Genomic DNA, 16,334 nt, shown 5'->3' on the forward strand with positions numbered 1-16,334 from the left:
GATAGAAGTAACAAAAAAATGATTATGAAAAAACCTACTACTTTAAGAACGTTGTTTTTTGCTTTAGTTCTGTTATTCAATTTTGTCTCCCAAGCACAAAATGGAATTGCATTTAATTCAAAATTAGGTTCAAGTTCAAATGGGAATTTATTTGTAAAAACCGATCAGTCTGCTAATCCTTTTAGTCTTGATCTCAATGACGTTGGTGGCAGCCTTAAAACGGAAGCAGTACCAGAGATTCCAAATCCAGTTATTAAATACGCTCAAGGTAATTATGCCGGAGTTGTTTCAGAATGTCCGAATGATGGTAAACTACTTCCTAAATTATTTTTATGCGGACTTAATGATTCAAGATTAATAGAAACTGGAATCACTAATGCAACTCTTATCACATGGCAAAGAAGAACTGGTGGTTGTGCTCCAATGGCCAATTCTGATTGTGCTAATACAGGAAACACCTGTACTTGGGCAGATGTAGCAAATGGTCCAAACTATAACGCAAATGCCGCAGGTGAATTTCGTGTAAAAATAAGATATGCGGACGCTACTGAATTTGTATTTTATTTTAATGTTTATAAAAATGAAGTAGATCCAAGTGGAATTGTTAAAAGTGATATCGTTAAAGACGCCAACAATTGTACTATTCCAGGAAGAATAGTTGCAAGTAATTTTGGCAGTAGATACGAATATAGCTTTACACCAAATCCTGCTGCAAATGTTTGGCAAGACAGTAACACTTTTGATGTGAATACTGCGGGAACTTACAATGTTTTCATTAGATTAAAAGATGTACCAGAAAGTTGTGTTTTTAATGTAAAAGGTATCGTCGTTACTACTATTAATTTTTCTTCTACAGTAACAGCGACACAACCATCATGCTCGGGCCAAAATGGTAGCATTAAAGTGGTTGCTAATACACTTAATAATCAATATAATTACAAACTTTACGCTGGTACTGATACATCAAAGGCTCCAGTAGCTTCTTTTGGACCTTCAACAATTTCAGAATATACATTCTCAAATGTTGCGGCAGGTGCTTATACAATTGTTACAAGTATAGAAGGCGGGTGTGCTACAGATTCACAAACAGCAACTCTTACGGCAGCTAGTGCAGTTGTAAATAATTCTTCACAGACTACAACATTAACAAGCTGTAGAAATGGAGTTATTACCGGAAGCGCAAGTGGCGGAACTAGACCTTATGTTTATTCTATAAGCTATGCAGGCGGTGCTTTTGAACTTGTTCCTAATGGTAAATATACAGTATTACAATCGGGATCTTATGTGATGCGTGTTACAGATCTTAATGGATGTCCAGTTGATAAAACCATTACAGTAAGAGCTGTAGACAAACCAGAATATAATATTGGTGTAACAAATGGAAAATGTGGGGAATCTGGAAAGATTGATGTAAATATTATAGATGCTAAAAGCTATACACTTCAGTATAGTATCGATGGTGGAAACTTCTCTAGTGTTAAATCTTGGACTCGAGCTCCTGGACAATATACGATTGTTGTTAGATATGCAAAGTCTGGTGTTAATAGTGGGGATTGGTGTAACGATGCTGGCCAAACTGTAAATATTGGTGCAACAACTGCATTAACAGCCTCAGCTGGTGTTGCAGGTTTATCTGGTTGTGGACCGACAGGAAATGAACTTCAAGGGATTGTTAGAATTACAAATCCACAAGGAGGAACTCCTCCATATCAATATTATATTAATCCTACAGTGGGATGGTCAAGTTCAAATGAAGGATATCTTGATCCAGGAACTCATACTGTAAAAATTAGAGATTCGGCTCCAGGCGGTAGTTGTGAATATGTAATGACAAATATTACTATTGACCCTAAACCGGCGAAACCAAACATTCAGCTTGGAACTACAGTTTATAATTGTGATGGAACGGCAACAAGTACTGTTACTATAAATGGAGGAAGTGGAGATCCTAAATTTAGCTACCAATATTATTTAGATGGTATGCCAAATCCGAATACAGCTCAGCCTAATGTATTTTTAAATGTACCTCAAGGAGATCATATTATTACAGTAGATTATCAAGTATTATCTGCTACTACAAATAGTATATTATTAGATGAAAGTTTTGGTAGTGGAGCAAATACTCAGTCTCCTGGTATTAACACTTTCTATTACTGTTTTGAGAGACAAATTAAAGATGCAGCAATATGGTGTAATGGATCTGAAGCAATTAATGATGGAGATTACTCTGTAACTAGTTCTATTGACCAAAATTCAACTTCAACTTGGAGTTGGAGATATCCTATTGATCATACTAAAAATGGTGCAGATCCAAAAGGAAGGTTCTTGGCAGTTAATATTGGAGATCAGATTCCAGAAACCACTATTTTGTATGAAAAGCAGATTAATGATGTTATTCCGGGCCAACCTATCATGTTTGAGTTTTATGCAATGAACTTGATGATGCCTGGAGCTGGTAAAACAGATCCTAATTTAAGAATTGCCTTAGTAGATGCATCTGGTACTGAAATCTCTTGGTTTGCTACTGGAAATATTCCAAGATCGAATACAAATAGTGATTGGAAGAAGTTCCCTCAAACTGCAATTACACTGAATCCAGGAAACAATACTACATTACGATTAATTGTTCGTTCTAATATTAAACAAACCAATGGTAATGACGTTGCTATTGATGATATTAAGGTTTTCCAAACGCCAAGAGCTTGTGGAACATCTGAAAACTTCCCATTCAAAATTAATACAGATAAAATCTTTACAGCAAAGGTTGATGATATTAATAATGTAAAATGTAATGGTGAAACTAATGGTTCTTTCAAAATTTATGCTGAAAACTTTAATGGTGATTTTGAATATTCAACAGAAGGCGGTGCAGCGGGAACATGGAAAAAATCTACAACTTCACCAGTTACAATTAGTGGATTATCGCCAAAAACTTACGATGTAAGAATTCGTTACAACTCAACAGCTACAGGATGTAATTTTACAATTCCAACTGTAGTGGGTTCTCCAGCTAAATTCTCTGTAACAGCTACTACACAAGCGGCTACTTGTGCGAATGACGGTAAAGTTATTTTAACTGCAACAGGAGGTGTTGGACCGTATAATTTTACATTAACAAAAAAATCAGATGGAACAACATCTAATTTTGTTTATAATAGTACTACAGATAAATATGAAGTAACTGCACCAATTGGTGTTTATACTGTTGCTGGAACAGATACAAATGGCTGTCCAGCTTCAATAAGTACAGATGTTACTATTTCAGGAACAGCTGGACCTTCAGCAAGTATTGATTCATCATCAAATTTATGTTTTAATAATACTACTGGAGCATCTATAAAAGTAAATGTTTCTGGTGGTAGAGCTAATTATACATACGAGGTTAGCCGTGATGGCGGACTTAATTTTGGTCCTAAAAGTGCTGAATTTGCGGCTCCAGGCTTTACTTATCCAGTAACAACAATTGGAGATTATGTTTTTAGAATTGTTGACAAAAATAATTGTGAAGTAAAAACCCTTAGTACCACAATTAATCCTCAATTGGGTGCTAAACCTGCTATCAAAGCAGCATTAAGCTGTAAAGCTGGTGCAACAGCAGCAATTATTGAAGTTACAGTTGAAGGTGGAACAATTCCTTACAACTATGTGATTAAAAATAGCTTAGGTAATCAAGTTGCTAGCGGATCGACTTCAACAACAACAATTGATTACAGCACTACAATTGCAGATACTTATACTTTCGAAATTTCAGATTTCAATAAATGTCCGATTACAATTAAACAAAAAGTAGACGATTTAGTACAGGTAACTGCAAAATCAGATCCGCATAATGCAACTTGCTTTGGCGGGATGGGTTCAGTAGATCTTGAAGGTCTTACAGGAGTAGCACCATATACATTTGAATTTAATGGTACTGGTGGTTTTGTTAATCAAACTCATTTTGGAAATTTAACAGGTTCTGTTGCAGGAACTTCTTATAGTTTTAGAGTTAAAGATGCAAATGATTGTATCAGAAGTTATTCTTTCACAATCTATCAGCCGGCAGATATTTCTGGACAAGCAAGCATAACAACTCCTTACACTTGTGATACACAGGCTACAATTACAGTTTCAAATGTAGGAGGAGGAACACCACAATATTCATACACTTTAATAAGAGACGGTGTAGCAATTGTTGGTCCACAAGCGGGACTTACTTTTGCAAACTTAAGTACACCTGGTGTTTATGAAGTTAGAATTACAGACAAAAATTCTTGTTCTAAAACAGTACCAGCAGGAACAATCAATGCGTTAAATCGCCCTGCTGCAATGACAATTTCGACTACTACGGCAGCGACTTGTCCTACAAACAAAGGAAGTGTTACAATCACTAATGTTAGAAATTCTTCTGGTGTTGTTATTACAGGAGCATTAGAATATAGAATTATTGCTCCAATAACAGCTGGCCCTAATACTACAGGTATATTTAATGGTCTAGATGCTAATGTTGAATATACATTTGAAGTAAGAGATGCCAATCAATGTAAATTTACTGATAAACATACAATAGCTCCTCCAGCAAGTTTTACTGTTGGAAGTAAATCAACTCCTGTAAAATGTTTTGGAGATAGCAATGGTACAGCTACATTTACTGTAACTGGTATTGCAGCAGGTACAAATTATTCTTATAAAGTTGATGCGTTACCAGTAGTTAATGGAACATCAACAGCTAGTCCTTTTGATATTACAATTTCTGGATTAAGTGTAGGAAACCATAGTATTGTCGTAACAAATCTAACTACAAACTGTCCTATTACTGAAAATGTAACTGTGGGAGGACCAACGGCTGCATTAAAATTAAATGCACCGAGTTTAACTCACGTTACTTGTTTAGTTAAAGGAACAGCAACAATTAATGCTGTTGATGGTTCAGGATCTTATACTTACACAGTAACACCAACTTCTCCAGCAGGAACGCCAAAAGTTCAGGCAAATGATAATAAATTTATTAATCTTGATGCAGGAACATACAGCGTTTCTGTAACAGATTTAACAGGTTGTACAGTTGCAGGACAATCATTTACAATTAATGGTTCAGTAAATCCATCAGCAACTATAAGTGTTACATCTTCTTATTGTGCTGGAGGCACTGGAGCAACATTAATTGCAACTCCATCTGTAGCACCACAGCCAAATCCTAACTATCAGTATAGCTTAGATGGTGTAAATTATCAAGCTTCAGGATCATTCCCAGGATTAACTCCAGGAAAATATACTATAACAGTTAAAGATATTGTAACAGGTTGTACAGCAGATTTAGCGGAGCAAACAATTGCAGCACCATTATCAGCAAGTGCAAAAATTGATACAGATTTAACTTGTGATCCAACTAGTCCAGAAGCTATCATTAGAGTTACAATTCAAGATGGATATCCAGATTACAGATATAGAGTAAATACTAGTAATTCTTTTACAGGACCTTACACTAATGTAGCTGCAGGTTCAAATACATTTACTGTACCTCGTTTAGCAGGAACTTACTATTTTGAAATTACTGATAGTAGAGGCTGTACAACTGTGATTTCTCAAACTGTTAACCCAACTGTAAAACCAGATTTTACAACAAGTAAAGTTGACGTTTTATGTAAAGGAAATTCAACAGGAAGCATTACAGTAAGCGCTACTCCTGTAGGTACATATACTTATGAGTTAACACCAATTTCTCCAGCAGGAGCTAAAATTACGCAGACAACAAACTTATTTGAAAACTTAGGAGCAGGAAGCTATAGTGTTGTTGTTATTGATGCTAAAAAATGTGCTTCAGATCCTAAAACAGTTACTATTATAGAGCCAGTAAATGGATTAAATGCAACAGCAGATGTAGATGTAAAATTGTCTTGTGATACTTCAAACGGTCCTCAAGCAGCAACAATTGAAGTTACGGCTTCTGGAGGTACTCCGTTCCCAGCTCCAAATCTTTACAGGTATAGCTATAACGGTCAAACACCAGTTACTTCAAATACATACAGTACAACTGCTTCAGGTAATGTAACGGTAGAAGTATTTGACGCAAGCGGATGTTCATATGTAGTTCCAACTGGAGTTACAATAGATGCTTTAGATCCTCCACAATTACTTACAATAACACCATCAAATGTTATTACTTGTGCTGCAGGAAATGCAAATTTAACTTTAGCATTTACACACGGTGTTGGACCATTTAAATATGAAATTACTAGTCCAACAGCAAGTATAGTTTCAGTAAATGATACGAATAGAAATCATACATTTAATAACTTAACTCCAGGTCATTATTACTTTAAAGTAACCGATGCAAACAATTGTACAATTACAGGAGATTATGAAATTTTAGACGTTGTAGCTATTCAGTCAGTTGGTAAAATTATCAACAATGTAACTTGTAATGGAGCAAATAATGGTTCTATTGAATTTACAGTTTCTGGAAACAGAACAGGAGGCTACACTTACACTTTAGTTGGAGATGTTACTGGAACAATTTCTTCAACTCCTGCCGTATCTGGTGATGTTATTACTTACTCAGGATTACAAGGTGGTCAAAAATATACCTTTACAGTTACAAATACAGCAACTCAATGTTTTGCTATAAGCGAAGTGACTCTTGCAGAGCCAGTTGCTATTACTGCATTCGGGGCTACAGCTACACACGTTTATTGTTCAAATGCAAAAACTGATATTAAACTTAGTGCTACAGCAACAGGAATAACATTATATTATGCACTTGTAAAAACTGGTGATCCAGCTCCTACATTCCCTGCAGATTATAATACTACTGGTGTATTTAATAAAGATACAAGTGTTGATGGTCTTTCTTACACAGGTTATGTTATTAATAAAGATGGAAATTGTCGTCAAAATATCCCTGTAAATATTATTACAGATACTCCTCCTACAATTAATCCAATAACGGCTGCACAATGTTATTCAGGAACAAACTTTGATGTAACAATTACGGGTTCTACATACAATAACTTAAATATTACTTATGGACTTGACGGTACTTATAGTACAAATCCTGTAAAAACAATTACAGGTCCAGGAACCTATACTTTAGGAATAAAAGATGACCATGGTTGCGAGAGAACCACATCAATAACGGTTAATAATATATTGACAATTAAGGCAGATTTAATTAAAGATCTTACTTGTACTACTGTACCACCAACAGCTACAGCGGCACAAATTGATTTGTCTGCGACTGGAGGAAACAACATTTATACTTATGAATATAAGTTAGGAACAGCAGGAACTTATGCTTCTACTGGTACAACATTTAATCCAACTGCTGATGGAGATTATTACTTTAGAGTAACTTCAGGTGGTTGTTCAATTGAAACTACTGTTGCAGTTAATGTAACTATTCCTGAACCACCTGTAATTACGGGAGTTACAGAAACACAATCTATCAAATGTAACGGTGATGAAACAGCTGCAATTGATATTACAGTTGACAACAGTAAAGGAGTTGGTCCATACGTATTTAATGTTTTAAGAACTGGCCCAACAACTTTTGATTATGGAGCACAAACCACAGGTTTAGCTGCGGGTACTTATAGAATTACAGTTACCGATTCTAAAGGTTGTACGGGCACTCGTAATATTATAATTAACCAACCAAATGCGATAACTTTCACATTAGATAAAGTAAACATTCAATGTACAGGAGGAACATATACATTAGGTTCCGTAATTGTACAAAATGTTATGGGAGGTACGGCACCGTTTACATATTATATTACTAATAATTTTGGTGATACAATTCCATTTAATCCTTACGCTGCCACAGCTAGAGAAAATCATACATTTAATAATCTAATTAACTTTGGTATCTATACTGTAACAGCTGTAGATGCGAACGGATGTAAACATTCTGAAAGTATTTCAATTACATCTCCACCTAGTGATTTATTGGTTGTTATTGATACCTCTGCTCCTAACTGTTCAAGCGGTACGGCAGTAGTTACGGTAAAAGCTTCTCCTCTAGGAACTAACTATACATTTGGTATTCTTACCACTAATGTGCCACCATTCTCAACTAGCTTCGTTGCGCCAGATGTTACGGGAGGTGATACTAAAACTTTTACAGGTTTAACGCCAGGCGTAACATATACATTTGTGGTTCATGATGGTGATACAGGTTGTGATTTTGTTAATACTGCTGATATTCCAATTCCAGGAAACTCAACATTAGTACCAGTTGTTACAGCTAAAAATGTTAGTTGTAAAGGAGCAAATGATGGAAGTGTGTCAATTAATATTTCAGGTTATGATGCAGCTGCTACTTCTATTAGTTATCAAATATTCACGAATCAGTCTAATCTTCCTGTTACTGGAGTATTAACTTATAATGTTGGAGATTCTCAACCAATAACTTATCCAGCACTTCCAGCGGTAGGAAATATGGTTCCAGGATACTATTACATTACATTTACTGAAAATGGAGGACCAAATAACGGGTGTAAAAAAGCATCTGATCCTTTCTATATTAAAGAATCTTCTGTAGAATTATCAGTAAAAGCTACTGTATTTAAAAATGAAAATTGTAGCACCTTAGGGACTATCATTGCTGAAGCAAAAGATGGTACAGGGCCTTATTCTTATTTTGTGAATACGACAGGTACTTTACCAACAGTAAGTTCAGCTTGGCAAACAAGTGGAACATTCAATTTAGCAGCGGGAACATATTATATTTTTGCTAAAGATTCTTATGATTGTATCAAACAAGCTACAGCTACAGTTGTGTTGCCTAAAGATCCAGATCCAGACTTTAGTTTAGCTGTTGCTAATAGATGTGTTGCTCAAGGTAATTTTGTTGTAAATGTTACTATTACAGACCCAACTCCTTCAATGGCACCATATACGGTAAGTGTAAATGGTAGAGGTTTTGTACCTGTTACTGGTACAAGTTATGCAGCAACAGGTCTAAATTCAGGTACTCAAACAATCATTGTTAAAGACAAAAATGGTTGTCCAATCACACATACGATTGACATAAACGAAAGACCTGCCGCAAAAGCAGACGTAACGCAAGTAATTGCTTGTGCTGCTAATGGTACAACAGTCAATGATGCGACAATTCACGTTACGATTACAAAAGGAACGGGAGATTTCGAATATTCATACAAAAAAGATTCTAATCCATATACAGCATTTGTACCAGTAGGAACAGGACAAACAGCATTTGATTTTTCTGTAACTTCTGCAAATGCAGGTACGTATACATTCCAAATTAGAGATGTAAATAACTGTATTGTAGAAACAAACTCTGTAGTAGTTGAGCCTAATGTGCCTATTGATCCAACTGTAACACCGGTACAGCCATTATGTAATGGTGGTAATGGGTCAATCGAATTATCTGCAACGGGAGGAAAAGGAGCTTATACTTACACGCTTACACGTACATTACCAGCACCAGCTGCTCCGATAGTACAAACTAATAATGGAGTGTTTACTGGTTTAGCTGCTGGAAGTTTCACCTATTCAATCAAAGATGTTTTAGGTTGTGAAGTTACAGGACCTGCAGTTCTTGGTGAACCAACTGACCTAGTTTTAGGTACACCAGCAATTGACCAGCCAAAATGTGGTCCAAATAATGCACCACAACAAGCCAAAGTTGTTTTATCTGCAACAGGAGGTACGGGTACTTATGAATACAGTTTCAATAATAGTGCTTTCAGTACTGAAACAACATATTATGTAACTGAAAATGGAGCAAGTCAAAATATTACTTATGCGATTAGAGATGCAAACAATTGTACTAAAACAGGATCAGTAAATATTCTATGGTTAAACCCTCCAACTAATTTTGATTTTAATCAGCCAGATCCAATTACATGTTCTAGAACAAGAACTAGCGTAGAAATTCAAAATGTTACAAACGGTATCGGACCATTGTCATATCAAATTGTTTCTCCTCTTTCAGCTGCTATAGATAATTTGGCAAATCCAGTATTTACAAATCTATTGCCAGGAGATTATGTTTTTCAAGTTACCGATGCAAATGGCTGTATTAAACAATTGTCACATAAAGTTGAAGATGTCATTAAAATTGATATCACAGGTCAATCTATAACTGATATAACTTGTTTAGGCGCAAATGATGGAAAAGCTAGTTTCTTAGTAACTGGTTTTGAAACAGGTCTAGTTACAGGTTATAATTATGTAGTGGATACAAATCCGCTTGTAGCGATGACTTCTGGAACAATCGATTTAACAGGATTGGCTCCAGGACCACATAGAATTACAGTAACAGATACTGAAACGGATTGTTCAGATTTTATTGATTTCAATATTGCTACAATTACAGTTGCATTAGATTTCAATATGGTTGTTACACCACTTGGTTGTAAAACTACAGGTGCAGTAAATGTTACAGCAACTGGAGGATGGGGAACGTATACCTATACAGTTACAGAACCTGCTCCAGCAAGTACAGTTTTACCTTCAAACACTGATGGAATCTTTACTGGGCTTACAAAAGCGGGTACTTACTCAGTTTCTGTTAAAGATGCTAATGGTTGCGTTGTAACAAAACCATTCGATTTGACTACGCCAATAGAACCAGTTGCTTCAATTGATGCGGCATCAGTTTATTGTTATACAGGTTCAGGTGCTGGGCAAGGTGCGACAATTATTGTAAATGCAACTACACCGGGAACACCTGCATATACACCAGCTTACCAATATAGCATTGATAACGGTGTAAATTGGATTGGAACTAACACATTTGTAGATTTAGGACCAGGTACATACCAAATTACGGTTAAAGATCAGTTTGGATGTGAGGCAGTAACATCTATTCCAGTTGAAATTAAAGGTCAGATTTTTGCTTCCGCGAAAAAACAAACTGAAATTTTCTGTGGACCAGTAGACGGATCAATTAAATTAGAAGTAATTGGTGGTTATGCACCATTTAACTATACAGTTACTAAAGATGGAATTTTAGATCCAACGCCTATCCCATTCCCAAGTGCTACTGCAACTACAGCAGATTACACTGTAAATGGAGCAACAGGTGCTGGTAATTACACATTTACTATTACAGATGCACATTCATGTCCTGTAACAACTAATCCTGTTATTATGACTAATCCAACTCTTATTACTTATAATGCAACACCAACTTCGCCAAGTTGTGATGCTACACAAGGTAATGGAGCAAACGGACAAATTTTAGTAGAACTTACAGGAGCTGCACTTGCAGATAACCAACAATATACTTTCACGTTAACTCCAACGGTTGGATTACCAGTTACACAAAATATTGGTTTATTCACTGGATTAGCGGCAGGAACTTATAGTGTTACAGTATCATCAGCAAGATCATGTCCAGTAACTCAAAATAATATTATTATTGCTGCTCCAGCATTAGCTGTGGCAGATGCAACAGCAACAGCATTCACTTGTACTCCAGCAAATGTTATTAGAGAAACAGTTGTTACGGTTACAGGTAATCATGGTGGAGCTACTGAACCAATTGCAAATTTTACTTATAGTGATAATGGAACAGATTGGTACACTACAAACACTTTCAAAGTCTTTGATAATGGCGCTGTTCAACATTTAACGTACTATGTTAAAGATTTAAAAGGTTGCGTTGACTCTTTTGATTTAGATGTTAATCCATTCCCTCAATTAGTTTCAGCTACACCTCAGTTGGTAACTTTAGCTGATTGTCCAAATGGAGGATTAGAAACAATTAGAGTTGATATCGTTGGTGGAGCGACTCCATATAACTTCGAATATCAAGTTTCTGTAGATGGAGCATCATATAGTACTCCTGCAACTGCAGTAAATCCAGGTAATAACACATTTAATTATGTAGCACCGCAAGCAGGTCATACGTACCAATTTAAAATTACAGATGTAACTACTGGTTGTACTGTTATTTCTAGCTCGTACGAAGTTAAATTATACAACTTAATGACGGTTACAGCGACTCCTTCAACAATGGTTAGCTGTGATGGATTCAATGATGGTGCAATTACAATTAATATTGACAATTACACTGGATTATATAATTATAGAGTTCTTTTAGCTGGAGCTCCAGTTGCTGGTGCAACAGGAACTAATATTGATGCAGCAGCGAACAATCCTTATGTAATTACAGGATTATCAGCTGGAGTAAATTATACAGTTGAGGTTACTCAAAATGCTTACCCTCAATGTGTAGTTGCTTCTAACCCTGTTACAATTACGCAACCAACACCAGTTGATATTAGTGGAATTGTTATTACAGTTAAAAATCAAAACTGTCAGACGAGTACAACTGGAGCAGTAATTACGGTTGATCCAGCTAGTATTTCTGGCGGAACCCCAGGATATATGTATGCATTTGTACCAGCAGGAACAACTCCAGTTGATGCAGATTATCAAGCTTCTAATATTAAATCAATTATTACAGCTCAAGTATCACCATTGTTTGATTCTTACGATGTATATGTAAAAGATCTAAATGGATGTAACAGATTCCAAAATGTACACATTTCACTAGATCCAATGCCAGTGATTAATAATGTAACTGTAGCAAGCCAATGTGCTAGTGCAGCAGGATACAGAATTGATATTGCTGCAACAGGATTAGCAAAATTACAATACAGCTTAGATGGAGTACAATATCAAGATGATAATTTCTTTATCGTAACAGATCCAGGAGATTATACAGTTTGGGTTTGGGATAAAAACCAATGTGCAGTAAAAGCGACAACTCCAGTTACGGTTTTCGAACCATTAACTTTAAGAGCTGAGATAACGCTTCCTATCTGTAAAGATCCAAACGGAACAATTACACTGTTCGCAACTGGCGGATCTTTGACACCAGCAAATAACTATGTGTATACAAAAGACAACTGGGCGACTTCTCAAGTAAATTCAGACTTTACAGGATTGTCTTCAGGAGTTTATACATTTAAAGTTAGAGATTTAGGTACAAACTGTGAGAAAGAAATTACAGAAGAAATTACAGTTCCTACTGATATTTTAGGAATGGTATTAACACCGAGAAAAGTTTCTTGTAAAGGATTCTCTGACGGAGCAATCTCAGTAAGTATTTCAGATACTAATGATAATCCAGTTTACACATACAGTATTTCTGGTCCTGGTGTTAACATTGTTGATCAGGTTTCATCAGAATTTAAAGATTTAGCTTACGGTACTTATACAGTGACAGTAAAATCTGGAAGAGGTTGTGAATTAGCACAATCAATTCTAGTTGATGAACCTGCAGAAGTTGTAGCTACAACAAGCTATACAGAATTTGCATGTACAACAGGAAACACTAGAAACAATGCTACAATTTCGATTGACAATGTTACAGGAGGTTCTGGTAAATATATCTTATACCAATTCATTAAAGGTACAGATATCCTTCAAAGTGGTACTTCAACAACATATACTGTAAACGATCGTACAGGAGGTACTTATACAGTGAAAGTATTTGATGAAAATGGTTGTGTGGGAACATCTGCAACACCAATTCAAATTGCACCGTTTACTTCTTTAGATGATATTACTTTCACTGTTATAACACCTATTACTTGTGTTAACAATGAAACAATTCAGGTAAATGTTCCAGTAACAGGAACGTTAACAGCTCCTCTAGAGTACACTATTAGCGGTACAAACGGAACTGTTATTACACCTGTAATGAACAACACCGGATTATTCTCAGGATTAGGAATTGGAGATTATTTAATTTCTGTTTTAAATCCTGCGACTGGATGTGTAATTTATGATTACCACCACGTATTTAATCCAAACACATTTGTTCTTGATGTGAAAGCTATTAAGACTGAAATTTGTTATGGAACATCAGATGGAAATGTAGAAATCACAATGGTAGATACACAACCACTTCCTTCAGACGAAGCAGGAATATTTGATTATACTATCACTGGTCCAACCGGTAATGTGACAGGAAGAACAACTGGTGTTACGCTTCCATTAACAGGTTTAATTGCTGGTAAATACACAATTGTAGCGAGATTAGTTAATAGCCCTGAATGTGAGGTTAATGGAGCTTTTGAAATTACACAGCCAGTTACTCCATTGACTATTACTGTATCTCATACAAGAATTACTTGTGCTGCAGGTGGAAATGATGGTACAATCTCAGTTGCTGTAGATGGCGGATGGCCAGGTGGTCACTTCTTTGAATTAGTTGGTCCTGTTAGCCATGACTATTCTGAAGAGTACTTCTTTGAGAATTTAACTCCTGGACACTACATTGTAAATGTAAAAGACAGTGAAGGATGTATTGCTACAGATGTTGTAGATTTAGTTATACCAGATCCAATTCAATTTACTGCAGTAGCGACTACTCCGGTATTGACTTGTTACGGAGATGATAATGGAATTATCACAGTTTCAATTCCAACAGGAGGAGAAGGTGCGAATTACACTTATACATTAAACCATACAACAGCTGATGGTGAAGTAATAACTTCAATTCCTCAGGATTCAAATGTATTTACAGGATTAATTGCTGGAAATTATACAGTTACCGTAGTAGATTCATTTGGTTGTCAAGCTACATCAGCAAATGTGACAATCAATAATCCTGTAAAAGTAGAAGCAAGTTTAGCTCAAGAAACTCGTGTTACTTGTTTAACGGATGCTACTCTAACGCTTACTGCAACAGGTGGTACAGGTCCTTATACTTATAGCGAAGATGGGGTTACTCCATTAGGAAGTTTCAATAGTTCAGTGACATTCCCAGTTTCGGTTGGAGCACACCGTTATTTTGTAACAGATAATTTAGGTTGTGTGAGCGATGCATCTGGTGAAGTAAAAGTTTCGCCAATTGAACCATTAACTGTCGAATTAGACTTGAATTATGCACATGTAAATTGTACAGGAGAAAACAGTGCAATTGTTAATGCTGTTGCAAAAGGAGGTTTAGGAAATTATCAATATTCTCTATTGGATAGTGCTAAAAACGAAATTAGACCTGCTCAAGCAGATGGTCTTTTCACGCAACTTTATGCAGGAACTTATTTCGTTCATGTTATGAGTGAAGATTGCCAGAGAGACGAACAATTTGTAGTTACTGAAACGCTAACGGCATTAACTTCTAATTATACTGTTGAGCCAGTTAAATGTAACGGAGATAAGACTGGTAAGATTACCATTACGGCTTCTGGTGGAACGGGAGTTATTAAGTATGCAATAGAACCTCATTTAGACCAATTCATGGACAGTGGAGTTTTTGATGGATTAGTTGCGGGTACTTACACTGTTCTTATCCAAGACATTTTGGGTTGTATTAATACACATGAGATTACGGTAGATCAGCCTGGAATTTTAATTGCTTACGAAGTGCCAAATTCTATGGTTCCTGAGATTTGTAAAGGAGATAAAGATGGAGCATTTAGTATTGAAATTTCTGGAGGTACAGGACCATATTTTGCAAGTCTTGATAACGAAAAAGGTCCGTTCGTTCCTGTAAATGGAACAACAGTAGATTACACTGGACTTTCAGGAGGAGTTCATACTGTTTATGTTAGAGATACAAACTTGTGTAGTATTCCTGTTCAAGTTAATATGCCAGAGCCAGTTGTTCTGGATCCGAAAGCTGAGGTGAAATATGACTGTGTGAACAATTTACAATCAAACATGGTAATTGTAACTATTGATGCATCTAACACAAACCCTGCAGATGTTGATTACTCATTAGATAATAATGGTACATATCAACCAAGCAATATCTTTACAAATGTTGCACCAGGACCTCACTTTATAGTGGCAAGACATACAAATGGATGTGAAGTACCAACTGAAACGTTTACAATTGATGCAGTTGCAGAATTAGACTTAGTAGATGTAACAAATTCAAGTAAAGACATCAACATTCTTGAAGTGAAAGCTTCTGGCGGTGTTGCTCCTTATGAATATAGTTTCAACGGAGAACCATTCTCATCATCTAACACTTATAGAATCTATAAAACTGGTGATTATCCGGTAACTGTTAGAGATAAAAACGGTTGTGAGAAAACAATCATTGTTCATGGTATTTTCTATGATTTCTGTATGCCAAACTATTTCACACCAAACGGAACGGGTTCAAATACATCAATTGGTCCTGATTGTGGTGCACTAGCATACAAAGAATTAACATTCGATATTTTCGACAGATACGGTAGAGTAGTAGCGAAATACCGCGTTGGTCAGAAATGGGATGGTAAATACAATGGAAATGAATTGCCAACCGGAGATTACTGGTACGTTCTTAAGTTAAATGACCCGAAAGATCCAAGAGAGTTTGTTGGACACTTCACTTTATACAGATAACAAAATTATAGCCCCAAATGATGTTATCT

The 16,334-nt window shown here is 36.0% G+C and carries 1 protein-coding gene; it reads left to right on the plus strand.

The annotated features are described in order from the left end of the window. Positions 1 to 24 precede the first annotated feature (24 nt). Entirely contained in the window at positions 25 to 16,305 is a 16,281-nt protein-coding gene (locus tag P0R33_RS12920) for a T9SS type B sorting domain-containing protein (RefSeq protein ID WP_276171604.1), read from the plus strand. Positions 16,306 to 16,334: the final 29 nt, after the last annotated feature.

Origin of the sequence: Flavobacterium sp. YJ01 (assembly GCF_029320955.1) — a bacterium.
In the GTDB taxonomy this organism is placed as follows: Bacteria; Bacteroidota; Bacteroidia; order Flavobacteriales; family Flavobacteriaceae; genus Flavobacterium.